At 42.8% G+C, this 24,140-nt stretch carries 27 protein-coding genes; 18 read left to right on the top strand and 9 right to left on the bottom strand.

From position 1 onward, the window contains the following. Positions 1-207 precede the first annotated feature (207 nt). On the bottom strand, positions 208-948 hold the full coding sequence (locus GLW00_RS11720; protein WP_335808468.1) for a hypothetical protein: 741 nt from the start codon (positions 946-948) through the stop codon (positions 208-210). Between the two features lie 132 nt (positions 949-1,080). Here GLW00_RS11720 and GLW00_RS11725 point away from each other — a divergent pair, with 132 nt between their 5' ends. After that, positions 1,081-1,662, top strand: a complete 582-nt coding sequence (locus GLW00_RS11725) for a M15 family metallopeptidase (protein ID WP_335808469.1) — start codon at positions 1,081-1,083, stop codon at positions 1,660-1,662. 40 nt (positions 1,663-1,702) lie between these two features. Here GLW00_RS11725 and GLW00_RS11730 read toward each other — a convergent pair whose 3' ends face one another. The 4 genes from GLW00_RS11730 to mreBH all read right to left on the bottom strand — a co-directional run bounded on the left by GLW00_RS11730 (position 1,703) and on the right by mreBH (position 4,906). Next, positions 1,703-2,623: a ketopantoate reductase family protein gene (locus GLW00_RS11730; RefSeq protein ID WP_160914253.1), complete on the bottom strand. Its 921-nt coding sequence runs from the start codon at positions 2,621-2,623 to the stop codon at positions 1,703-1,705. A gap of 21 nt (positions 2,624-2,644) precedes the next feature. Next, positions 2,645-3,016 (bottom strand): DUF1428 family protein, encoded by a 372-nt coding sequence (locus tag GLW00_RS11735; protein ID WP_160914255.1) that lies wholly within the window; start codon positions 3,014-3,016, stop codon positions 2,645-2,647. A gap of 27 nt (positions 3,017-3,043) precedes the next feature. Beyond that, the gene (locus GLW00_RS11740; RefSeq protein ID WP_160914256.1) at positions 3,044-3,349 is read right to left on the bottom strand and encodes a hypothetical protein; all 306 of its coding nucleotides are present in this window, start codon (positions 3,347-3,349) and stop codon (positions 3,044-3,046) included. Positions 3,350-3,898: 549 nt separating this feature from the next. Then, positions 3,899-4,906: a rod-share determining protein MreBH gene (gene mreBH / locus GLW00_RS11745; RefSeq protein ID WP_160914258.1), complete on the bottom strand. Its 1,008-nt coding sequence runs from the start codon at positions 4,904-4,906 to the stop codon at positions 3,899-3,901. Positions 4,907-5,069: 163 nt separating this feature from the next. Here mreBH and GLW00_RS11750 point away from each other — a divergent pair, with 163 nt between their 5' ends. Genes GLW00_RS11750 through GLW00_RS11770 form a run of 5 tightly spaced genes read left to right on the top strand, consistent with a single transcriptional unit; the run spans position 5,070 to position 8,018 of the window. Then, a complete protein-coding gene (locus tag GLW00_RS11750; RefSeq protein WP_160914260.1) occupies positions 5,070-5,813 on the top strand; it encodes a YkgJ family cysteine cluster protein in 744 nt (247 codons plus the stop codon). After that, the gene (locus GLW00_RS11755) at positions 5,803-6,444 is read left to right on the top strand and encodes an MOSC domain-containing protein (protein ID WP_160914262.1); all 642 of its coding nucleotides are present in this window, start codon (positions 5,803-5,805) and stop codon (positions 6,442-6,444) included. The genes GLW00_RS11750 and GLW00_RS11755 overlap by 11 nt, the downstream gene beginning before the upstream one ends. Before the next feature lie 15 nt (positions 6,445-6,459). Further along, positions 6,460-6,912 carry a nucleoside deaminase gene (locus tag GLW00_RS11760; RefSeq protein ID WP_160914264.1) on the top strand — a complete coding sequence of 151 codons (453 nt, stop codon included), beginning with the start codon at positions 6,460-6,462 and terminating at the stop codon, positions 6,910-6,912. Positions 6,913-6,923: 11 nt separating this feature from the next. Then, entirely contained in the window at positions 6,924-7,295 is a 372-nt protein-coding gene (locus GLW00_RS11765; RefSeq protein ID WP_160914266.1) for a DnaJ family domain-containing protein, read from the top strand. Positions 7,296-7,352: 57 nt separating this feature from the next. Further along, positions 7,353-8,018 (top strand): SOS response-associated peptidase, encoded by a 666-nt coding sequence (locus GLW00_RS11770; protein ID WP_160914268.1) that lies wholly within the window; start codon positions 7,353-7,355, stop codon positions 8,016-8,018. A 588-nt stretch (positions 8,019-8,606) separates the two neighbouring features. Here the strand turns inward: GLW00_RS11770 and GLW00_RS11775 are convergent. After that, complete coding sequence (locus tag GLW00_RS11775) at positions 8,607-9,998, bottom strand: alanine/glycine:cation symporter family protein (protein ID WP_160914270.1); 1,392 nt, start codon at positions 9,996-9,998, stop codon at positions 8,607-8,609. A gap of 225 nt (positions 9,999-10,223) precedes the next feature. Between GLW00_RS11775 and GLW00_RS11780 the strand changes: the two genes are divergently transcribed. From GLW00_RS11780 to GLW00_RS11790, 3 genes are read left to right on the top strand one after another with little or no spacing between them, the layout of a single operon-like run. Then, complete coding sequence (locus tag GLW00_RS11780) at positions 10,224-10,715, top strand: low molecular weight protein-tyrosine-phosphatase (protein ID WP_160914272.1); 492 nt, start codon at positions 10,224-10,226, stop codon at positions 10,713-10,715. Then, positions 10,702-11,031: a YtxH domain-containing protein gene (locus GLW00_RS11785; RefSeq protein ID WP_160914274.1), complete on the top strand. Its 330-nt coding sequence runs from the start codon at positions 10,702-10,704 to the stop codon at positions 11,029-11,031. The genes GLW00_RS11780 and GLW00_RS11785 overlap by 14 nt, the downstream gene beginning before the upstream one ends. Positions 11,032-11,053: 22 nt before the next feature. After that, complete coding sequence (locus tag GLW00_RS11790; protein WP_160914275.1) at positions 11,054-11,884, top strand: YihY/virulence factor BrkB family protein; 831 nt, start codon at positions 11,054-11,056, stop codon at positions 11,882-11,884. Positions 11,885-11,924: 40 nt separating this feature from the next. Here GLW00_RS11790 and GLW00_RS11795 read toward each other — a convergent pair whose 3' ends face one another. Continuing rightward, positions 11,925-13,835: a heavy metal translocating P-type ATPase gene (locus GLW00_RS11795; protein ID WP_160914277.1), complete on the bottom strand. Its 1,911-nt coding sequence runs from the start codon at positions 13,833-13,835 to the stop codon at positions 11,925-11,927. A 234-nt stretch (positions 13,836-14,069) separates the two neighbouring features. Here GLW00_RS11795 and GLW00_RS11800 point away from each other — a divergent pair, with 234 nt between their 5' ends. The 6 genes from GLW00_RS11800 (at position 14,070) to GLW00_RS11825 (ending at position 19,244) form a co-directional block, all read left to right on the top strand. Beyond that, positions 14,070-14,951 carry a transporter substrate-binding domain-containing protein gene (locus GLW00_RS11800; RefSeq protein WP_160914279.1) on the top strand — a complete coding sequence of 294 codons (882 nt, stop codon included), beginning with the start codon at positions 14,070-14,072 and terminating at the stop codon, positions 14,949-14,951. 10 nt (positions 14,952-14,961) lie between these two features. Then, complete coding sequence (locus GLW00_RS11805; RefSeq protein ID WP_160914281.1) at positions 14,962-15,654, top strand: amino acid ABC transporter permease; 693 nt, start codon at positions 14,962-14,964, stop codon at positions 15,652-15,654. Between the two features lie 357 nt (positions 15,655-16,011). Beyond that, positions 16,012-16,797, top strand: a complete 786-nt coding sequence (locus GLW00_RS11810) for a metal ABC transporter ATP-binding protein (protein WP_160914283.1) — start codon at positions 16,012-16,014, stop codon at positions 16,795-16,797. Then, positions 16,790-17,644 carry a metal ABC transporter permease gene (locus tag GLW00_RS11815; protein ID WP_160914285.1) on the top strand — a complete coding sequence of 285 codons (855 nt, stop codon included), beginning with the start codon at positions 16,790-16,792 and terminating at the stop codon, positions 17,642-17,644. The genes GLW00_RS11810 and GLW00_RS11815 overlap by 8 nt, the downstream gene beginning before the upstream one ends. Next, positions 17,644-18,054: a Fur family transcriptional regulator gene (locus GLW00_RS11820; protein ID WP_160914286.1), complete on the top strand. Its 411-nt coding sequence runs from the start codon at positions 17,644-17,646 to the stop codon at positions 18,052-18,054. The genes GLW00_RS11815 and GLW00_RS11820 overlap by 1 nt, the downstream gene beginning before the upstream one ends. A gap of 137 nt (positions 18,055-18,191) precedes the next feature. After that, positions 18,192-19,244 (top strand): metal ABC transporter solute-binding protein, Zn/Mn family, encoded by a 1,053-nt coding sequence (locus GLW00_RS11825; protein WP_160914288.1) that lies wholly within the window; start codon positions 18,192-18,194, stop codon positions 19,242-19,244. Between the two features lie 69 nt (positions 19,245-19,313). On the opposite strand, the gene GLW00_RS11830 is transcribed toward GLW00_RS11825, so the two are convergent. Beyond that, on the bottom strand, positions 19,314-20,486 hold the full coding sequence (locus GLW00_RS11830; protein ID WP_160914290.1) for an MFS transporter: 1,173 nt from the start codon (positions 20,484-20,486) through the stop codon (positions 19,314-19,316). A 153-nt stretch (positions 20,487-20,639) separates the two neighbouring features. Between GLW00_RS11830 and GLW00_RS11835 the strand changes: the two genes are divergently transcribed. The 3 genes from GLW00_RS11835 to GLW00_RS11845 all read left to right on the top strand — a co-directional run bounded on the left by GLW00_RS11835 (position 20,640) and on the right by GLW00_RS11845 (position 23,221). Further along, complete coding sequence (locus tag GLW00_RS11835; RefSeq protein WP_160914330.1) at positions 20,640-21,032, top strand: OsmC family protein; 393 nt, start codon at positions 20,640-20,642, stop codon at positions 21,030-21,032. Between the two features lie 720 nt (positions 21,033-21,752). Further along, positions 21,753-22,364 (top strand): YczE/YyaS/YitT family protein, encoded by a 612-nt coding sequence (locus GLW00_RS11840; RefSeq protein WP_160914292.1) that lies wholly within the window; start codon positions 21,753-21,755, stop codon positions 22,362-22,364. 62 nt (positions 22,365-22,426) lie between these two features. After that, positions 22,427-23,221: a YfkD family protein gene (locus tag GLW00_RS11845; protein WP_160914294.1), complete on the top strand. Its 795-nt coding sequence runs from the start codon at positions 22,427-22,429 to the stop codon at positions 23,219-23,221. Here GLW00_RS11845 and GLW00_RS11850 read toward each other — a convergent pair. After that, positions 23,191-24,069, bottom strand: coding sequence for a mechanosensitive ion channel family protein (locus GLW00_RS11850; protein WP_160914295.1), 879 nt, complete (start codon positions 24,067-24,069; stop codon positions 23,191-23,193). The two genes, GLW00_RS11845 and GLW00_RS11850, sit on opposite strands and share 31 nt — an antisense overlap. Between the last annotated feature and the right edge of the window lie 71 nt (positions 24,070-24,140).

Genomic DNA, 24,140 nt, shown 5'->3' on the forward strand with positions numbered 1-24,140 from the left:
AAAGTGGTTTCGGGATAGTTATATAGCAAAGGGGCGGAGGGGAATGGCGAGACTCCTGCGGGAAAAAAGTGCTTGGTGAGACCCCACAGGACGCAGTCCGAGGAGGCTCACCGCGCTCCCGCGGAAAGCGAGTCATTCCCCGCAGCCCCATACACTCAACAAAAATCTCGAAACTGAGTCTTCAACTAAAGGGAGCTATTGTGGAAGTTATAGAAATTTTGGTAAGTTCAGGATCTTTCTGATTCTATACCATTTCCTTGAGATTAAGATTTTCTTAGGTTTGATGAAGCCATCCCTGAACTGGTAGAGTTCCCCATTTTCTTCGTGTATTCCAAGAACCTCGGACTTTACCTGTTGTTTCATGTATCTTCGAAAAGGAAAGGACTTGTATTTTTTTGGATGATAATAAGGTCTTGAGTAAAGATAGGGATATTCATAAAGAGGGCCCTCATAAATCAACTGAAGGTCTTGGTGGTCGCGGAAATCTTCTGGAGTGACGAGGGCACTCGTTTTAGAGAAAAGGCTGGAGCCTGATCGCTTAAGAACTTCAGCCACGAATTGGGAGCAAAAGTAACTGGATTTCACATGAATGGGCTGGTTTGTAGGTACCCCTAAAAGACCTAAGTAATTGTAAAGGTAAGTTTTATAGTTTTTAGCGAACGCTTTAAGAAGACGCTCCAGCTTTTGATATTTTCTTCTTGTCATTTTTAGTTCATAAACCGCACAAGTCGCGTAAGGATACCAACTGAATGTTCCTTCAACAAGATCCTCCTGAACGAAACCACCCCAGAAAGGATTCGTCGGTCGGCGTCTCCCGAAACTATATAAGCGTTTCATATTCTTATCTAAAGATAGAGAGGCGTGGTTATAGGGGGCTTGGGTGAATGCTTTAATCGCCTGGTTTGTGATGGTACCTGTGTTTGATAGTAATAAGTAGACAGATTTCATAAGGCTCCCTCCAAATTGGATGTTTCTGTCAATATACTATACGAAACTATGAAAAGGAAGTTATTCATTTCTCTATCCAGCTTCGTGTGGTATTCTCATATTAATCATTAAATGAATGGAAGGGAAGCGGAAGTGCGCATTTTAACGAACTTGATGAACGTTATCTTTTTTGCTGGTGTGGTTGCTCTGGTTATTTTCTTTTTAGTTCCACAAATAGAAAAAGAACTTCCTCAAGGTGTCTTTTATAAAAAAGATGTCCCGCTCCCTACGAATCTTCACCCGACGGTAGAAAAGCGTAAAAATCAACTGGTCGAAAAGGTACAGGGAGCAGGAATTAACATGGTCATTACGGAAGGTCACCGTTCCGTTCAAAGACAGGACAGGCTCTATGAACAAGGGCGTTCTTCTGATGGGCAAATCGTCACTTATGCGAGGGGTGGGGAGTCCTATCATAATTACGGCCTGGCTATCGATTTTGCGCTGGAACATGAAGATGGCCGTGTCATATGGGATACAGAATACGATGGAAATGGAAACGGACGGTCCGATTGGCTTGAAATCGTAGAAACCGCTAAAGGCCTTGGTTTTGAGTGGGGAGGCGACTGGGAAAACTTTAAGGATTATCCCCATTTGCAAATGGATTTCGGATTATCAATCAGGGAGTTGAAAAGAGGGAAACGCCCGGCAGTGGATGAGTACGCAGATGAAGAATAGATGGAAGAAGGGGACTCCTGTGTAAGGAGCCCCCTTTTTATCATTGTTGATACTCTTCATAAGGTTTAATCATGGCATGGATGGTTTCAATATAAGGCATACTCAAACCTACCTCACTGCCAAGGCGTAGAGCTCCTCCATGTAGATGTTCAACTTCCAGAGGAAGCCCTTTTCGGCGATCCTGATGCATCGATGACGTCATTTCAGGATCCAATCCACGTAAACGTTCAAACGCCTGCTGCACTTGTGCATCTGTCAGACCAATGCGGTGGGCGTTTGCAAGGTCTTTCATCTCCTCAAGAATTCTTTCGGCAATTCGGATCGTTTGAGGGTAACTTTGTACAACGCCAATAGGTTGATTAACTGCTGTGGTAATTCCGGAAAATGCGGTAATGAACATGTATTTCTTCCACATGTCCTCCAAAATATTCGTGCTTAATGTTCCATTTAAGTTCGCCTGGTTACACGCGAGCGCAAGCTCTTCACAGATGGCCTGCTGAGAGGTGTGGAGCGGTCCGAATACGAGATCATGGAAAGGGCTCGTATGAACAACATGCCCAGCCTCATCAAGGGTTGCGATGATATAGGAAAGTCCGCCAATGACAGCTTCCTCTCCCAATTCTTTTTGAAGAATACTGATATGTTCCATGCCATTTAAAACGGGATACACTTTCGCTCCTTTATTTACCAAAGCTTTAAGCCAATCCAATGTCCCGTGAAGGTGATAACCTTTGACGGCAAGAAAAACAAGATCAGGGTTTTCAATTTCCTGTGGACTCCTTGCAATTACAGGATCTGGAACTTGGTAGTCCCCCATTTCGCTATGTAGTTTCAATCCGTTTTTCTCAATCTGCTCGGCTCTTCCTTCGCGGACGAGGTTAATGACTTCATGACCAGCTTCCTGCCAACGTGCACCAAAATAGGCACCTAGGGCCCCTGCACCTAAAACTACAATTTTCATAATCCGACACCTCCTGGGGATTTATGCTTCTAACTCCTTGCTGCGTTCTGTTGAAAAGCTTGAAGTAATAATTCTGGTCGTTTCCACAACATTTTTGATATGGTCATCTAAATATTGGATAATATCATCGAATCCAGCTTTTCTCATGATCTCATGGTAATGATCTTCACTATGGAATATAGATTGACCGAGTACGAGTTCTTCATCTTCCTCAACATCAACAACATTCAAAAATCCCATGGACCCCTGGCTGCCGGTCAATTTATTGGAAAAATAAATATTATGGTCGAGAGCTCCATGAGATTTTAAGAGATCACCAGATTTTCTACTCAATTCCACGAATTCATCCAGATCTTTTAGTTTTACTCGAAAAAGACATATGACTGTAAACATCGCTATTCCCCCTTGTGATGTAGGTAATCAGGATTTATTATCCAAGCTAGTGGACCGTCCAGCCTCAATTAAAAGAACGATGGCTGTCACTGTGTGCATAACCCATCCGATAAAAGGGATCGCTCCAATGGCGCTTGTGATCATACCGAGAATGTTTCCGGCGTAGGAACGCTTGTCTCTAGCTGCGACTACGAGGGTGATCAAGTGGAAAACAAACATGAACAAAAGCGGCATCCAGGCATTACTGAATATGAATGCGCCACCTGCTATAGGAATTGCCAGAAATGCTTCACATCCACCTGTCAGCCACTTGAGTAAAGTAGATAGTTTCATTGAGAATCTGCTCCTTATTGTGTGTTCTGTTGTGTGAAGTACAAGAGTAGGGGAATAAACCTCTATTCCTACCTTTCCACTCCTTGGGTTGCTTCGAAACATTCTACCAAAAGTACCTATTGATCTCTACTTTTATGCGTTATTTCGACAAGGTTGCTATCATTTCCTCTCTTTTTAGACGAATTTTTAATTCGATTTATTTTTCTTCTAAATGAGCAGGCGGGAAGGTAAAACAAAACCTCCGGGATTTCCGGAGGTTTTGTTTTCTTTATTTTCTATTGAATGGATTTTTCGCATTAGTTTAGAGAGCTCTTACTGACTGGTTCTGGACACATAAGTCGGAGAGCCTCCGTGGAGGAAGATCCCTCCACTGCACCGCTTGTCTTATGCTTGTCGAGTCTCCCGGGGTGGTTCTGCATTTCGGATTGTCCGGTTCCACCACCCAGACTCTCGAGACATAAGTCAATCGACTCCGTGGAGAAAGGCCACTCCACTGCGCCGCTTGTCTTATGCTTGTCGAGTCTCCCGGGGTGGTTCCACACTTCAGTTTTACTTACTTGCTTTTTGCAGTTTCTGAATCATTTTCAGGCTGCGGCCGGTTCCGATGGCTACGGATTCAAGTGGGCTTGGGGCCATGTGTACGGGTACGGAAATTTCATTGGACAGCCAATCCTGCATGCCGTTGAGTAAGGATCCGCCTCCGGTAAGAATAACGCCGTGGTCGACGATGTCGCCGCTTAGTTCCGGTGGGCAATCCTCAAGGGTTGCGCGAATGGTTTCAAGCAGCTGGTCAAGGGATTCTTTCAATGCTCCTTGAATTTCCGTGGATTTTAGTTCGATGGTTTTTGGAAGACCTGTGACCATGTCACGACCTCTTACTTCCATCGTTACTTCCGGATGATCGATCAGTGCGTAGCCGATTTCCATTTTGATTTGCTCGGCTGTGCGCTCACCAATTAACACATTGTAAGCTTTACGCACATGCTGGATGATCTCCTCATCCATAACGTCTCCACCTGTGCGAATAGATTTGCAGGATACGACACCACCGAAGGAGATGATGGCTACTTCGCTCGTCCCGCCACCAATATCTACGACTACGTTTGCTATAGGCTCATCGACTGGAAGATCGGCGCCGATGGCAGCTGCAATTGGTTCTTCAATCAAGTGCACGTTTTTAGCGCCATAGCTTTTCACTGCATTGTGAATGGCGCGGCGTTCAACAGATGTTGAGCCGGAAGGTGTGCATATAACCACGGTCGGTTTTCTCATGGAGATCCCGGATTTTTTGGATACTTTTTTCAAAAGCTCTTTCAACATTTGTGCGGTCATATCATAGTCAGCGATGACACCATCCCTCAACGGGCGGACAGGGATGATGTTTCTCGGGGTCTTTCCAACCATTTCTTTTGCTTCTTTTCCTACTGCTACAACACTTTTCGTTTCAGTGTTATAGGCGACAACAGACGGTTCGTTAAGTAAAATTCCTTTTGATTTTGAATAGATCAATATATTAGCAGTACCAAGATCGATACCGATTTCTGCGTTTGATAACATGTAGACGTACCTCCAAAGGTGAAATAATCTATTTATAGACCTTCTCATATCATAGGAGTTTTTTGGGGGTTCAACAACAGGAAATTCGTGGTCAGGGAGAAAGTGGTGTCATAAGTCATCCCCCATGTATAATGGGACTAACGATAGACAGAGGAGTTTTTCTATGAGTTTTTTGAAACATGAAGAAATCATAAAGCGGTGTGAAAAAATAAACCAATCGTATGAAATCGACCCTTCCTTTTTTGATGGGATTGTCGATGAATTATTGGATAGTGAAAAGGATACAGAAACCGTAATATTAAGTGGTTTTCAACGCCTTCTCTCTGAAGTCGACCACGAAATCGAGCGGATGGAGGAATTCACCTCCATGAAACCGAACTGTTTTATGGGGTGTGCTTTTTGCTGCTACTTCCCAATTGTTATCACAAAAATGGAAGCGAAAATGTTGTTTCGTTCCATCGAACACTTTTCAGAAGAGCGAAAAGAAGCGATCTATGCCCATTGGGAAAATTATTATGGAAAACAACAGGACAAATTGCAAAAAGCTATGGCTATGGATTTTGAAGCACCCGAAACGAAGTTAGAATACAAAAGGTTGAATCTGCCTTGCCCGATGCTGGATCCAGAAACTCAATTATGTATGGCTTATGAAGTGAGGCCTATCCCTTGCCGTACCTATTTAAACTACAGTGATCCACAGGTTTGTGCCGATCAGCATATGCCAAAAGAACCATTCAGCTATGAGTTTCTCTATCAATTTTATTTCGGAAGTATCAACGAGTTAATACAGGCGCTCTATGAGAATGGTGAAGATGTTTTTGTTGATTATCCGATGGATGCGTGGAGTTATGATTACCTCCCAGCCTGGATCAAGCAATGGAGAGAGGGGACCTTAAGTGAAGTATAAACTCTTATCTTTGAATGTGGGTCGTCCGGAAACCTATGAAACAGATAAAGGCGAGTTGAACAGTGCTTATCGGAAAACCCCTGTCAAGGGTCCTGTGCATTTAACTTATCTGAACTTTGACGGGGACGAACAAGCAGATAAAAAGAACCATGGCGGCCGTGATAAAGCTGTTTGTCTGTACCCCGCCCAGCACTATAGGCACTGGGAAAGTCATTACAACCAAGAATTTACTTTTCCTTCTTTTGGGGAGAACTTGACTGTGGATGGGATTGATGAACGTCAGATCCGGATCGGTGATGTTTTTCAGCTCGGAGGTGCAGTCCTGCAAGTATCTGAGCCGAGGAAACCATGCTATATCATAGCCCGAACCCATGGAATTGACGATTTTCCAGCTCGTGTCATGGAAAAAGGGTTCTCCGGATTTTACCTGAGAGTGTTACAGGAAGGAGAAGTGGCTCAAGGTGATTACATGATCTTAATTGAGTCTCACCCTGATGGAGTGACAGTGGAGGATGTCAACGAGGTACGTTACCACGATCGAGATAACACAGCTAAAATTAGAAGGGTTGTATCTGTTGCCCCCTTGGCCGATGGATTGAAGCAATCGCTGAGCAAGCGTCTACAAAAGTGAGAGGAGGATGAGATCGTGAATTTTTTTTCAGAACGGGCCTTGCAACTGGCTTTGGACAATGTTGAAGATGGAGGCCACCCTTTTGGAGCAGTCCTAGTCTGTGACGGAGAAATTATCGCAGAAGGTGTGAATGAACTGCATGTACGTCCGGATGTCAGTGCTCATGCTGAATTGGTAGCAATTAAGAAAGCCCAGCGAGCAAGAGGGGCCATTGATTTGAGTGATTGTACGATGTATGCGAGTGGAGAACCATGTGCGATGTGTCTCACAGCCATGTACTTTTCTAATCTCAAAAAGGTCATTTACTCCCAATCCATCGAAGATGCAAGTCGAGTTGGGCTGACCCTTTCCAAAATCGTTTATCAAGACCTTCAAAAAACGAAGGAACAACGTAAAATCGAGATGATTCATGAACCCATCCAAAAGAAAGAATTTGATGCAATGAAAGCCTATGCGGAAAAAGGATAGGAGGCAGAAAGATGGATTATGGACATTTGATTGAGGAAAAAATTAAGCAATCCATGAAAAAGGGGGATTTCGATAACCTTCCAGGAAAAGGAAAACCACTACCTAAAGATGAATTCGCCTATCTGCCTCCAGAACTTAGAAACAGTTACCGGATTTTGAAAAATGCCAACATGCTTCCTGAAGAAATGATCTTGAAAAAAGAGATGGTTGAAATTGAAGACCTCCTGGCCAAGGTTAAAGATCCTAAATTGTCTGCACACTATAAAAAAGAATGGAAAGAGAAAAAGCTTCGCTTCGACATGATGATGGAAAAGAGAAAAATGAATCAATCAGGAGCCTACAAGCAATATCAAAAAAAGATTGACCGGCGTTTCGGGTTTTGATGTTTCTTCGATTTTTGGCTTCACGTGGTCATGATTTCACAACAAGGAGGTGATGGTATGTGCGGAAGATACACCCTGTTAGCAGAAGAAGCGGAAATTTTGAAAGAGTTCGGGATAGAAAGGCCGATGGATGGGTATGAACCCCGGTACAACATCGCTCCAGGTCAAAAGGTTCTGGCGGTGATTCATGATGGTAAACAAAAGCGCGCGGGTTATATGAAATGGGGGCTCGTCCCTTCGTGGTCCAAGGACCCTAAAATTGGCTATAAAATGATTAACGCCAGAAGTGAAACCGCTCATGAAAAGCCAAGTTACAAAAGGTTGATGAGTCAAAAGCGATGCTTGATCGTAGCGGATAGTTTTTATGAATGGAAAAAGGCTGAAACAGGAAAGCAGCCCGTTAGAATTCAACCTGAAAACCGCTCTCTATTCGCCTTTGCGGGTTTGTGGGATCAATGGGAAGGGGAAGATGAATCTCTTTATACCTGCACGATTCTCACGCAGGATGCGAATGAGTTTATGGCTCCGATTCACAATCGGATGCCTGTCATCCTTCCAGAAGAAAAGCAGGATCAGTGGATTCAACCAGTGAAATGGTCCCCTTCTGATGCCAAGGGTTTTGTTGAACAACTGACTATGGACGACCTCCGTGCCTATGAAGTCAGCGACTACGTCAACTCAGCTAAAAACGAAGGCCCTGACTGCATAACCCCTATAGCTTAACTATTTCTTTATTAAAGAATATGGCAGGTTTCTTGAAGACTCAGTTTCGAGACTTATGCTGAGTGGATGGGGGCTGCGGGGAATAGCTCGCTTTCCGCGGGAGCGCGGTGAGCCTCCTCGGACTGCGTCCTGTGGGGTCTCACCCTGCACTTTTTTCCCGCAGGAGTCTCGCCATTCCCCTCCGCCCACTTACCCAAAGAAGATACTCGAAACTACTACTTAAAAAACCAGCTTGTATGGTTGAGGAAAGTGGATAATTAGACCACATCCAAAGTACGAAAAGGCTGATCAATAAGGTTTCAAATCTCGAGTTGTTTCGAGACTCTTATAAGGTAAAGGGGCGGAGGGAAACGGTGAGACTCCTATGGGACGTGTGGGACAGGTGAGACCCCGGAAGGCGTAGCCTGAGGAGGCTCACCGCCCGCCCCATGGAAAGCGAACCTTTTCCCGGAGCCCCTAGAATGACACGAACATCTCGAAACTGAGTCTTCAACAAACGGGAGCGTTTCTGAAATTGAGGTTGTATCAAAAAAAGAGCTTACAGCTCCAATTGGGCTGTAAGCTCTTTTTGGTATGTTGGTTTTAAGGTTAACCAGCTTGGCGTTGTTCGCGTTCTTGTTGCTTTTCTTTTTTGGCGACTTTCAGGAACTTGTTCGTCTCGGCGGCTACGACTCCGGATAGGAGTAATAGTCCGATCAAGTTCGGAAAGGCCATTAAGCCATTCATCACATCAGCGAAGACCCATACGGTGCTCAATTGGGAAACAGAACCTACAAGTACGAATGCTACGAAAACAATCTTGTAAGCGCCGATGAATCGTTGCTTCGTCAAGTAACCGAAGCACTTTTCCCCATAATAGGACCAACCGACAATGGTCGAGAAGGCAAAGAAGACCAGGCCTATGGTTACAATATAAGCTCCTACATCACCAAGGAAAATCTGGAAGGAGGTAGAAGTTAAGTCTGCGCCGTCCAACCCACCTTGATATTGACCGGCCATGACAATTGTCAAACCTGTCATCGTACATACGATAATGGTATCAATGAATACTTGAGTCATAGAAACCAGTGCTTGGCGTCCGGCATAGTCTGTACGGGCTGCAGCAGCAGCGATCGGCGCAGATCCGAGACCTGCTTCATTGGAGAACACACCACGTGCGACACCATAACGAATGACTGTTCCGAGTAGACCGCCACCAAGAGCGCTCGCTGTAAATGCATCGTTGAAGATGGTTCCCAAGGCTGGGATGACCATGTTGTAATTGAGAATAAGTATAATTAGTGCACCAATGACATAAAAGATAGCCATGATTGGGACAAAGAAAGCCGTGACTTTCCCAATACTTTTAATTCCTCCAAGCAATACTAATCCAGCTAACAAGGTCAACAGAATACCTGTCACCCATGGTGAAACATTGAACGTACCTTCCATGACATCAGAAACGGAGTTGGACTGGACCATGTTACCTATTCCGAATGCAGCGACAGCACCGAAGATCGCGAATAGGAAACCGAGGGGGCGTCCAAGCCACTTCGTTTTCAAACCGCGGGACAAATAATACATCGGACCACCGGACATTTCCCCGTTTTTACCTTCAATCCTGTATTTAACGGCTAGTACCGCTTCGGCATATTTCGTCGCCATACCAAAAACAGCGGTCACCCACATCCAGAAAACGGCACCTGGTCCCCCAAGGACAACGGCCGTTGCGACACCAGCAATATTACCTGTACCGATGGTTGCTGCAAGGGCTGTGGTTAGCGCCTGGTAATGGGATATATCCCCCTTTTCATTCTTTTTCTTCTCTTTGCTTGGTTTGAAAGCAAGCTTTAGAGCGTACGGAAGTGTTTTAAACTGAAGAAAACCTAGACGGAGTGTTAAATAAACCCCTGTTCCGACTAATAATACTAAGAGGAATGGTCCCCAGACGATTCCACTTAACTCACTTAAAAAACTGTGTAGTACACTACCTTCACCCATCATCTTCCCCCTAACTATATTGATAGTATTAGTTTGTCCATATATTAAATATTCCGAAAATTAGAAACAAATGTCAAGGTCATTTCTGTACAAAAATGAAAAAGAGCGGTTGATTTCGACAGAAAAAGGGAAGATATTTGGGTGAACTGCTTTAGATATGCAGGATTTTCGACGCTTTCATAGAAAATAAACAGATGAGAAATACTACATTGGAGGAACACAGTTATGATTCGTGTATTATTTGTCTGCCTTGGTAACATTTGTCGTTCACCTATGGCAGAAGCCGTTTTTAAGGATCTAGTAAAAAAAGAAGGATTGGACGAAGAGATAACCGTTGATTCTGCGGGGATTGGTCATTGGCATATTGGAGCTGAACCACATGAAGGGACACGGGCAATCCTTGATGATAAAAGCATCTCTTATAAGGGGATGAGTGCAAGGCAAGTGAAGGAATCCGACTGGGATGACTTTGATTATTTGATTGCGATGGATGATAAAAACATTCAGGACTTAAAAGGAATAAGAGAAAAGAATGGGGTAGTAGTCGCTAAATTGTTGGACTATGTTCCTTATTCGAAGGAAAACGAAGTGCCTGATCCGTATTTCACAGGTAATTTTGAATATGTATATGATCTCGTCCATGATGGATGTTTTGAACTTTTAGATAAAATAAAAAACGATCATAATCTTAAGGAGGATGTTTATGGGACAGAGTAAACTTTGGAAAGGTGTACTTGTCGGGGCTTTGGTAGGAGGAATCGCTGCTCTTATGGATAGAGATACGCGCCAGTATGTAGGAGAAAAATCGCGGGCTACAGGCTCGAAGTGTCAAAGTTTCGTCAAGCAGCCTTCAGAAGCGATCCACAAAGTTAGAGTGAATTATGAGGCTTTTTCTGCCCAGGTGAATAAAGGAGTCGAAGATCTTCTGGAATTATTGGACAAGGCGGAGAGTATGCTGAATAAAGTAGGGGAAATTAATCAAGAAGTGAAAGAGCAGCTGAGAGCTGTTGACGATTCAAAAGAAGCTTCTTGATCACAAGAGGTGAGGGAATATTGTGAAGACCATCAAGAATTTTGGCAAAGAGCTGTTTACTCGCTTCGGTGAAGATGATGTCGGAGGGATGGCAGCTCAACTGTCGTATTTTTTTCTACTATCTTTGTTTCCTTTTATGATATTCCTGCTTACATTACTCGGGTATTTACATATTGACGAGGAAAGAGTGCTTGCATTCGTCAGTACCTATGCACCGCCTGAGACATTCGATTTGATTACCGAAAACGTTTCGTCCTTACTAAGCAGCGAAAATGGAAGTTTACTATCCATCGGTTTAGTTGGGACTCTCTGGGCCGCATCTAACGGGGTCAATGCCATTATGCGCGCATTCAATCGTGCTCATAACGTCAAAGAGAACCGGTCATTTTTTGTATCGCGTTTGATTGCGATTGTGCTGACAGTGGCGATGGTTTTTGTTATTGGGATCGCTTTCCTTCTCCCGGTGCTCGGGCACACGATCGGCATACAGCTGTTTTCCGTTTTCGGACTTTCTGAAAACTTTTTGACGTTGTGGAATGGGATGAGGTGGGTGATATCCTCCATCATTTTTTACATCGTTTTGTCTTTTTTGTATGTCATGGCCCCAAACAAACGGTTGAAATATCGTGATACTGTACCGGGGGCGGTGTTCGCCACATTTGGCTGGCAGTTAGTGTCTCTGATGTTTTCTTTTTATGTGAGTAGTCTAGGGAATTTCTCTGCGACCTATGGGAGTTTAGGTACAGTCATTGTGCTGATGATTTGGTTATACCTTTCCGGAGTCGTCATTATTCTGGGAGGGGAGATCAATGCCATGAGTCACCATCGTAGAACAAGAGAGACATGGGGATAGAACGTATAAAAAGGCGGGACCGATGATGGTCCCGCTTTCTTTATTTTAATAATCGGAGTCCATTCAATATTACAAGAATCGTACTCCCTTCGTGTCCAATGACACCTAATGGGAGATCGAGAATCTGCAGGAAATTGCTGACGATCAAAAGCATGATTACGGTAATGGAAAAGATAATGTTCTGCTTAATGATTTTGTTCATTTTTCTAGAAACTTGTATCGCTTCACCAATCTTCGGGAGATCATTCTTCATTAAGACCACATCAGCAGTTTCTAAGGCAACATCTGTACCTTCTCCCATCGCGACACCAACATCTGCTTCTGCGAGCGCCGGCGCATCATTGATTCCATCCCCGACCATCGCAACATGGGAGAAATGATCTTTTAAGGTTTTGATTTCCTGAAGTTTTTGGTCAGGCATACATTCAGCGATATAGTTATCCATCCCCACTTCTTCGGTAATCGCTTTTGCTGTCCGGTCATTGTCACCTGTCAACATGATGGTATAAATATCATGTGCTCTTAAAGTTGCGATGGCTTTTTTCGCTTCTTTTCGTACGGTATCTTTCAAGGCAAAAAGGGCGACGATTTTTTCACTCTTTGCCACGAAAATAACCGTCTTTCCTTCTGAGGCAAGGACTTCAGCATGGTTCTCTTTATAGGCCATTGCTTTTTCTTTTCCGACCAGATCTGCTTTACCGACTTTCCATTCCTCGTTTTCATAAAGGCCGCTTACACCCATACCGCTATGATCCTTGACGTTTTCGACGGTAGAAAATGTACAGTCATTTTTTTTCGCATAGCTTACAATCGCCTGAGCGAGTGGATGATTGGATTCATTTTCAATGGAAGAGACGACAGAAAGGATGGAGTGTTCCATGTCACTTTCTAGCGGAAGAAAGTCAGTGACCTCCGGCTCTCCTTTTGTAAGCGTACCTGTTTTATCGAAGGCGATCGCTTTTAGATGAGAAAGGTGTTCGAGATGAACGCCCCCTTTAAATAAGATCCCCTGACGTGCTCCTTTCGATATAGCTGATAAAGTGGCAGGCATAATGGAAGCGACCAGGGCGCATGGAGATGCTACGACAAGTAGAATCATGGCCCGGTAGATGGTTTCCATCCACGTCCACCCAAACAGAAAGTGAGGGAGAAATAACATAAGGCCAACGACCGCTAATACGATTTTTACATACGTACTTTCAAATCTTTCAATAAACAATTGTGAGGGAGATTTCTCACTTTGTGCGTTTTGAACCATGGCGATGATCTTTTGAAAGAGCGTTTCATTGGATGGTTTAGTCACAGAGACAACAAGACTTCCATCAATGTTCATCGTTCCTGCAAACACTTCTCCTGTCTCTTTTTTATTTACAGGGAGTGATTCACCAGTAATGGCACTTTCATTTAATGTCGAACTTCCTTTCACAATACTTCCATCGGCAGGGACACGTTCTCCAGGTTTGATTAAAATTTGATCACCGACTTGAAGTGTTTTTACAGGCACCCACTCATATCCTGAGTTTGTAATGAGAAAAGCTTCTTCCGGCTGCAGACTCATCAAAGAAGAGATTTCTTTATGGCTTTTGTTCATGGTGTATGTTTCCAGCGCTCCGCTGAGAGCGAATATGAAAATGAGAATGGCTCCTTCTGTCCAGTACCCGATCGAAGCCGAGCCTATAGCGGCTAGAATCATGAGCAATTCTACATTGAGTGATTTTTCTTTTACCGTTTCTTCTAATCCTTCTTTCGCTTGGGCAAAACCACCAATGAGAAAGGCGGTCACATATATACTCACAAAAACAGAAGGTGTCCAATGATGTTCGCCATACCAAGCCAGTAAAATAAGGAATCCACTGATTATGGCTGCGATCAATTCAGCGTGTTCCTTAAAGCTAGAAATCGATGGTAATTTCCACCACTTCATGGAAGAGAAGGTTCGTGATTGATTCATACAATTTTCAACTCCTTTTTATAATTGAGAATGAAAGTCAATTACAGTTGGTTAAAAGGGCTAGTTATTTAAAATTATTTTAATTTAATATATGTTATTATCATACCATGAAAGGGTGATTATACAAGTGGAAATAATGGAATATGTAAAAAAGGATTCAGGCAGTTGATATTACAGGTGTCAAGTTGCTATATTAGACAGGTGCAAAAAACATATGGAAGGTGGAAATAACGAATGCGCAAAGGTCTTTTATTTATACTTATGCTTATTCTTGCTGCATTCCTCGCTGCTTGTGGTTCCAGTGAGGACGGAGAGAGCGGTTCAGATAGCAATGGGAGCGAAGAAGCTTCCGATAGCAAATGGAGCGAAATTCAGGAAAAAGGGGAGATTGTTGTCGGTACTTCCGGTACGCTTTTCCCAGCTTCTTATTATCCAGAAGAATCTGATGAGATGACTGGATATGACGTAGAAATTATGAGAGAAGTAGCTGACCGTCTCGGTCTTGAGTTGAAATTTGAAGAATACGGAGTCGATGGATTACTTTCTGCCATCAACAGTGGCCGTATAGATGCCGTGATTAACGACATGGAAGTAACAAAAGCCCGTCAAGAACAGTTTACGTTTAGTGAACCATATAAGTATTCTTATTCCACAATGATTGTCCGTGAGTCTGACTTATCCGGGATTGAAAAATTGGAGGACCTCGAAGGAAAAACACATGGTGGTGGAGCGACTACGGTGTTCTCCCAAATCGCTGAACACTTTGGTGCTGAGACGAAAACATACGGTAATGTAACCAATGATGTTTATTTGCGTGATGTGGAAAACGGAAATACAGACTTCATCATCAATGATTACTACTTACAGTCTCTTGCATTAAAAGCACTGCCTAATATCGAAGTTCAACTACACCCGGACTTGAAGTTCCATCCGACGAACTCCGCTATTGTTATGCCGAATGATGCCTCCGAAATGAAGAAAGAAATCGATGCCGTATTGCAGGAAATGCATGAAGATGGAACCCTTACGAAGCTTTCTGAAGAGTTCTTCGGTGGCAAGGATGCTTCTAAAAAACCAGAAGCGGATATCCGTGAAATCGAAGGACTAGAACTGTAAGGAGATCCTTATGTTAGGTATCGAAATAAACGAAATTCAAATCGAGAAGCTTTTTAACGCAGAGCGCGCCTGGGCGAATCTTCCTTTCATTCTTGAAGGTGTGCCTTTAACCTTGCTTGTTGCTTTAAGTGGTATGGTGGTAGGGCTCATTCTGGGCTTCTTTTTAGCCCTTGCGAGAGGATCGGACCGTGTCTGGCTGAGATGGCCTGCCCGATTTTATATATCTTTCATGCGAGGCACACCGATCCTCGTGTATTTATTCGTTTTGTATTTCGGTCTTCCTGTTGTAGGCATTAAAATGCCGGCAACCGTTGCTGCCATCATCGGATTTGGAACAAACAGTGCAGCCTATATAGCAGAAATCAATCGAGCTTCTTTGAACAGTGTTCCGAATGGTCAATGGGAATCATCCCGTGCTCTGGGATTTACGTATTGGCAGGCGATAAGGAGAATTATCATGCCGCAGGCAACGAGAATTGCCATCCCGCCTCTTGGGAATGTCTTTCTTGATTTGCTGAAAGCCACATCGCTTGCTGCCATGATTTCTGTTCCTGAGATTTTGAACAAAGCACAAATTGCAGCAGGACGTACGGTCGATTCAATGACGATGTATATTACAGCAGCCCTTGTGTATTGGCCGCTTACTATGATTTTTTCCGCTCTTCAAGATTATTTGGAGAAGCGTCACAACCGATATCTATAAACCATGTAGCCAGAGCTTTTCATTCAGCTCTGGTTTTTTTGTCTTTCCGTATTTTTTCATATTTGGCAGCTGTGGAACGTGAACAGGTGTCAGGCAAGAACGTTAGTAAGCTCATGCCCGGGACCATTCTTATTAATTAATGTAAAGGAGAAATCTACCACCGTGGACGGAACTGAAAAATAGTCTTGATTCGGAACGCTTCCTCCTTTATGATGGTCCTTGTGCATTTAAATCGTAACGATTATTGATTAACATATGTTTCAAAAAGGGAAGGCTATAATACAGACGTTTTTACTTTGACGTACATATCCATTATAATTTAATTCGTAATGATTATTATTTCGAGAGGGATTGACCATGGGAAATGAAACAATAGTAAAGTTAGAAAATGTATCTTTTAAATATGATAGAGAATGGGTCGTTAAAGACGTAAACTTGGACATTCAATCAGGCCAGTTCCTCGGTCTTGTCGGCCCGAATGGTTCAGGTAAGTCCACATTAATTAAATTGATGCTGGGTCTTGTTAAGCCGGATCATGGTTCCATTCGCTTATTCGGTCAGACTTTGAAGCACTATCAGGATTGGCAGGAGATTGGATTTGTCTCACAAAAAGCTAACAGTTTCAATTCTGGTTTTCCTGCGACGGTGATTGAAGTTGTAAAGACCGGGCTGGTCTCCCGAATTGGAGCATTTAAATTCTTTAATAAAAAACATAAAGAGAAAGCATTGGAAGCATTGAGAGTCGTAGAAATGGAGGAATACGCCTACTCTAATATCGGAGAATTGTCCGGAGGGCAGCAGCAGCGGGTGTTTATTGCAAGGGCCTTAGTGAGTGACCCCTCCTTATTAATTCTGGATGAACCGACGGTCGGGGTAGATGCGAAGCACGTCACAGAGTTTTATGATTTGCTTGGTAAACTGAATAAAGAGCAGGGAATCACCCTCTTGATGGTCACTCATGATATCGGGACCATTACCGATCATGCATCGCACGTCATTTGTATGAATAAAACGGTCCATTTCCACGGTGCTTCAGAAGATTATAAGGAATTTAGTGAAGAGGACCTCAACCAGCTCTATGGTCATTCCGTCCAGCAGCTGACCCATAATCACACACATCATGAGGTGACCCACAATGATTGATAGTTTTCTACAATATGAATTCTTACAAAATGCCGCTATAACAGGAATATTAATCGGTATCGTTGCTCCTTTATTGGGAGTGTTCATTGTGGTCAGACGCCTGTCGTTAATTGCTGATGCCTTATCCCACATTACGTTAACCGGGATTGCTGCAAGTTTGCTGCTTGAAAAAAGAGTGACGGCTGTCAATGAATGGAATCCGATTTACATGGGGATGGCCTTTTCCGTGTTCGGAGCGATATTGATTGAGCGTCTTCGAAAGGTGTATAAACACTATGAAGAACTTGCCATTCCTATTATTCTTTCCGGTGGGATCGGTGTCGGTGTGATTCTCATTTCTCTTGCAGATGGATTTAATACGGACTTATTTAGCTATTTATTCGGAAGTGTAACAGCTGTCAGCCGTGATAGTATGTGGACCGTGCTGGTGATTACTTCCATTGTTATTCTTATTGTCATTCTGTTTTATAAGGAACTTTTCGTGCTGTCGTTCGACGAGGAACACGCCTCTGTGTCTGGGGTAAATGGAAGATGGATTCATTTGCTGTTTATCGTCATGGTTGCACTGGTCATCGCGTCCTCTATGCAGGTAGTTGGGATTTTACTTGTATCAGCTTTGATGACTTTACCAGTGGCTTCAGCGATCCGGATTGCAAAGAGTTTCAAGCAGACGATTGGTCTATCCATCGCTTTTGGGGAAACCTCTGTCCTGATCGGTCTCTTTTCGTCCTATCATCTTAGTGTACCTCCAGGTGGAACGATTGTCGTGACAGCCATTTTGATTTTAATTATGTCGATTCTTTACAAACGAGTCCGAGCTCAACAATGGATAAAGGGTGAAGCATAATGAATGTAGAAACAGCTTTGCAGAGACTAAAGGAAAAAGGATATAAAAGAACGAAGCAAAGAGAACGTATTTTAGAGATTTTTGTGAAACAAGACCAGTATATTGCAGCGAAAGAAATTCTTAAGGAAATACAGAACCATTTTCCTGGTGTGAGTTATGATACGATCTATCGAAATCTTTATATGCTGACAGACGTTGATATTTTAGAAGCTACAGAGCTTGGCGGAGAAAAGCATTTTCGTTTAGGGTGTGATACACATGGCCATCACCATCACTTCATTTGCACCACATGTGGAAAAACGAAATCGATTGAATTCTGCCCGATGGATAGTATTAATGAGAACCTGAATGGATATGATGTTGAAAACCACAAGTTCGAAATATACGGCAAATGTCCGCAATGTAACTGATTTATGCCTTGGTTTGAAAAAGAACCTGCGTCTTAACGCGGGTATCTTTTTTTGCGCTTATCAAAAAGTAATGGTTACTGTTTACAAAGTGTAATGGTTACGATATAATCTGTTTGGAAAGACGAGGAGGTCGACGAATGAAGAAACTAGCAATCATGTTATCTTTTATACTTACCATTTTATTGATTACTGCTTGTGGAAATGAAGAGACGGCAACCGAGCAGGGTAATGAAAAAACAGGTGACGATAACGGAGAACTAAACGTTTATACTACGGTTTATCCTTTACAGTTTTTTACTGAACAAATAGGTGGAGAGACAGTCAACGTACAATCCATTTTGCCTCCGGGTTCAGACGCACACACTTATGAGCCGACGACCAAGGAAATGGTGAAGATGGCAGAAGCGGATCTCTTTGTTTATAATGGGGCTGGTTTAGAAGGTTACGCAAAGAAAATTTCTGAATCAATTCAGCCAGAGGGTGTAGAAATCCTGGAAGCAGCAGGGGACCTTGACTTGAAAGAACATGTTCATAATCATGGAGAAGGTGCCGAGGGAGAAGATCATCACGGTGAAGATGAGCATGCACATGGAGAAGATGAACATGGTCATGAAGAAGATGAACATGCCAAAGGAGAAGATTCCCATGACGGCCACGGCCACGGTGAAAAAGACCCTCACGTTTGGTTGGATCCTGTACGTGCTGTACAAATGGCAGAGGGAATCAAAAATCAGTTGATTGAAATGAATCCAGAAGAAGAAGGACTTTATGAAGAAAACTATGAAGAACTTCAAGCGAAACTGATGGATTTAGATCAGGCATTTCATGAGCGTGTAGAATCTAAAGCTAAAAGTAAAATTATTGTTTCCCATGCAGCCTATGGTTATTGGGAAGAGGCTTACGGCATAGAGCAGATTGCTGTTTCAGGCCTAAGTCCGACAAATGAGCCCTCTCAAAAAGACCTTGAAAATATCGTTCAAGTTGCCGAGTCAAACAATCTTGAATACGTGGTTTTTGAACAGAACATCACTCCGAAAGTTTCAGAAGTGATCCAAAATGAAATCGGAGCAGAAGCGCTCCGTTTTCACAACTTGTCTGTTTTAACGAAAGAAAATGTTAAAAACGATGAAGATTACTTCAGCTTAATGGAACAAAACCTTGATGTACTGACACAAGCTCTTTCAAAATAAAAAAGCTGTGGACAACATGTCCACAGCTTTTTTATATCTGCTCTTCATCCTTTCGTTCCAAGGAAAAGCTCAAGCTTCTTGCAGTGAAGGTGCACCTGGATCTTTTTTGTAAAGAGTAGCTGTAAAAACGAAGATCAAAAGAGTGACGATGACGTAGAAAAACGATAGATTTGGCCAAAGATCCAAGAAAAAACCAGACAAGAAAGGACCTAGAATACTTCCGACACTAAATGCCATTCCGCATAATATGTTTCCAGCAGGAAGAAGGTTTTTTGGAAGTAAGTCTGTCATAAATGAAATGCCTAAAGAGAACAAGGAACCCACAAATAAACCGCCTAATGCGAAAGTGGCGAAGAGAGCGACCACAGAGTTTTCAAAGAGAGCAGCCGCAAGGAAGGCGACGATTCCCCCAGCTACGACGGTTAAGATGACTTTTTTTCTTCCAATCCGATCACTTAATGCGCCCAAAGGAATTTGAGAAAATAAACTGGCTGCAGCAAAACACGGAATGATTAAGGATAATAAGTTAACATCATGTCCAATCCTCATCCCGTACACAGGAAAGATTCCATGAAGGGTTGCTTCCAGAAATCCATAGGCAAGAGGTGGCAAAAAAGCAACCCAGGCCAGACGAATGGCTTTAGCAAACCTTTTGATTGAACTCGTTCCATAGGCTGTGGTATGTTCTTTTTCAGGTGTTTCATTTCTCACCCAAATCATGAATAACCAGACGATAAAACTTAAGGATGAGGAAATGATGAATGGTACATAGATACCAAATGCCAATAAGTTGGTCATCAGCGGTCCAAGCGTAAAGCCGACACTAAAAAACAGGCCGTAATAAGCGATGCTTCTGCCACGGTTGTGTTTTTCAGCTGTAGCTGTGATCCACGTTTGAGTTCCAAAGTGAAGGATTTGGTCACCGATTCCAATGGTGACTCTTAAAATGAACCAGAACCATAGCGCCTGCCAGAATGGAAATAAGGCAAGAGACACAACAACCAGAGCCCCTCCTACCATAATCATTGGTTTATAACCAATACGTTGCAGAGGTCTTTCCATGAATGGAGAAGAAAGTAAAATACCTATGTAAAGCCCGGTAGCATGCAATCCATTAATAGAGGAAGAAATGCCGTTCTGTTCAAGGATAACAGCAATCAATGGAAGGAGCATCCCCTGGGAAAATCCTGATATGGTTACAAGACCTATCAAAATCCAGAATCGTGTTTGTTTGGATACCATAACTGACGGCCCCCTTTTTTCATACTTCCTTATCGTATAAGAAATCAATAGGAGGGGACAAGTTTTTCTTTCTCATAAGAAGGTTATTTCCTTACTGAAAACGGTTATTATAAAACTAAAGGCGCAGCATATTGTCAAAGGAGTGAATGAATGATGGACTTTTATTTAAAGGAAAACGGTGTACGCACGTCATTTGAGTACGGTCAAATGAACATTTCAGGTGATGAGACGTTCGGTTTCCGCCCATATCAGCTTATGGTTGCATCGATTGCGGGTTGCAGCATCGGAGTTTTCAGGAAGATTTTAGATAAACAACGCACGGATTATGAAGATATTAAAGTGACGGCTGAGGTAGAGAGGAATCCTGATGAGGCCAATCGTATTGAAAAGATCTATCTTCATTATGTTATTAAAGGGTATCACTTGAACCAGGACAAGTTGTTAAAGAATCTGGAGATCTCCCAGAAAAATTGTTCTATGGTTCAATCGGTTCAAAATAGTATAGAAGTTGAAGAAACGCTTGAGTGCATTCAATTAAGCAAGTAAAATGAAAGAGCCTTATCCTGAATTTGGATAAGCGCTCTTTTTTTGTGCTTTATTCTATTGCGTATAAGCTCCCGTTTGTGGAAGACTCAGTTTCGAGACTTTTGTTGAGTGGATGGGGCGGAGGGGAATAGCTCGCTTTCCGCGGGAGCGCGGTGAGCCTCCTCGGACTGCGTCCTGTGGGGTCTCACTAAGCACTCTTTTCCCGCAGGAGTCTCGCCATTCCCCTCCGCCCCTTTGCCATATAAGTATCTCGAAACCACTACTTAAAAAATCAGCTCGTATGGTTATGGGAAGAGGATGATCTAAACTCTACCCAATGGACGTTTAGAAAACGTAAATACTTGATACAAAGCCCTTTACGCTTGCCTAGGTGAGAAGGATTAGAACCTTACTTATAAGTGCAGGGGTTCTATAATCCACCTATCAAAATCATAAAAGCTGCCCTTTTAGTGTTGGTTTCGAGAATCTATTCCATGGCAAAGGGGCGGAGGGAAACGGTGAGACTCCTATGGGACGTGTGGGACAGGTGAGACCCCGGAAGGCGTAGCCTGAGGAAGCTCACCGCCCGCCCCATGGAAAGCGAACCTTTTCCCGGAGCTCCTAGAACCACACAAAAGTCTCGAAACTGAGTCCTCAAGAAACCTGCCATATAGTGAAATAAATGTTGAAGTGCCAACAATTTTGTCTGGCCATACATACAAGAAAGAGGAGAGAGATGGAATGAGGAATATTTTTGTTAAAGCTTTCTTTTATTTGATCGGGTTAATCATCATTTCCCTTGGGATCACCTTAACAATCAAATCAGATCTCGGCGCTGGCGCTTGGGATGCTGTTAATGTCGGCCTGTCTGAGACCATTGGTTTTACTGTGGGGAGCTGGGTCATTATTATCGGGGCTATGCTGATTTTTACAAACGCTATCATTGCCAAGGAAAAGCCGGATTTATTGGCGGTTATCACCATCTTTGTCATTGGACAATTCATTGATTTTTGGATGTTATCGGTTTTCGATACTTTCGGTCTCGCATCTTTTTGGATTCAATTGACGGTGCTGGTTGGCGGGATTGCAATCATTGCTTTTGGAGTTTCTTTATACTTACAGCCGAAGTTTTCTCTGAACCCTATTGATGGCTTCATGGTTGCTTTGCAGAAGAGGTTCGGCTTCAGTTTAAGAACGGCAAAAACGTTGACAGAAGTCTTTGCACTTGTGCTTGCTTTAGTCCTGGGAGGACCGATTGGAATCGGTACCGTGATTATTATTGTCCTGATCGGACCTTTCATTCAGTTTTTCGATGGGAAGGCGAATCACGTTATGAACAAGATGCTTTCTTGATTCCCTGTGTATAGTCCGGGCCATTTTTCACAAAATAGAAAAAAAGAAAGGTGGCCCATGATGTGAAAAGAAAATGGTTAGGACTGATCATATTTATTGGGATCTTCATGTTCATCAGTGCTGGATCGATATCAGCTGAAAATAAGAAAGCAGAAAAAGAAAGTGCGATTCCGAATCATGTGCTGAACATATCTAAGGACAACACGTATCCGAATTCGACAGATGATCAAGAATTGCTGGAAGAGGAAGAAATCACGAAAGAATTGATGGAAGATACGGATATTCGAGTGACGAATCCGCAGTTGATTGAGATGTTGAATGAAACATCATTGAAACCATCTCCGTTCGCTATTGGTTACAGAGGTGAGATTTTTTTAGGCCGATGGCCGCTTGCTTATGAATCCAAAGAGACGAATATCAATTGGGAATACCAGGAGATCAATACGAATGAATACAGCAACCATGGTGGAAAGCAGACAGAAAAGCTGAGTTATGTCCAAAAAGAAGAAAAGCAGATCAAAGGTGGGCTAACTTCAAGAATTAGTCACAGCGACCAAATGATGAAGCTTATTCTTCTGGAAGCACAAAAGAACACAAAGCTTCCACTTTCATTCAATACCGTTATTGGTAAAGGGACGAAGCAAAATAATACCTATGGTGTACCAACGAACAAAGTGGGTATTCTGCATGCTTATGCACCAGCTGTGAATGAAAAAGGGGAAGTGACCTTTGGGGATGTTTACATTCAGCTCAAAGGTTCGAAAAAAACGTTGAACGTAAAAAATGTCACGAGACAGGGAATCGGGGCATGGATCCCGATCCAAGATCACGTGAGCTTTTCATTTGAAGTGAAATGATGGTCTTCATGACCAGATGAATTCAATTCGACGCGCTGTTCTGCCATGAAGAGGTTGTTTTCAAACAATTCTTCAGCAAGAATGAGGCGCGTTTTTTTTGCTGCCGTCCAGTAAACTAAGTCATTGACCACACCGACGACTGTGTATTCATAACCCCGGTGTTCGTGGTTCAAAGAAGACATCCCATATACTTGAAAAGGTTCATAAGGCTTATCCGTCAAATCTTTCTTCAAGTATTCATGTAATTCTTCATTTAAACGCTCACAAGCTTTTTCTAAGACTTGATACGCTTGTTTAGGGTCTTGATGAAAGCTTGTCGTCACCTTTTCAATCACGCGCATGTATTCAAAGTTATAATTTTCAATCGTTTTGATTTGACCATTGCTTATGGTGAGTAACTTTCCACTCCATTGACGGACCTTTAAGAACCGGAGGCCAATGTCCTCCACTGTACCGTGGAAGGTGTTGTTGACCGAAATGAAGTCCCCTTTATGAAGCTGCTTTTCATATAGAAAGAACAGCCCAGCAAAAAAGTCTTTGATCAAACTTTGAGCACCAATACCTACAATAATTCCGATGACTCCAGCCCCAGCAAGCAGCCTTTCAATAGAAATGAATTCATCAAGGATGACAAATATGAAACCTATAAGTGCTGTATAACTGATGATGGAGTTGAGCATGGATTCGAGAGTGTTTTCTTTTCTTTCCTCAATAAAGTCCGTTTTTTTGAAAAATGTATGAATGACTTTACGGAGGATGAGAACAACTACAAAAAGTATCGCTGCTATTACTAATAACCTGATTATTGGGTTTTCTTCTAAGTAAGAATTAAAATCGTCTAATGACATGAGTTCGTCCTCCTATATGTTCTACCAAGCATTATAGCATTAGTGGTGGGGGGATTTCTTCTTTGTGGACA

Origin of the sequence: Halobacillus litoralis, assembly GCF_009856445.1 — a bacterium.
GTDB lineage: Bacteria > Bacillota > Bacilli > Bacillales > Halobacillaceae > Halobacillus > Halobacillus litoralis.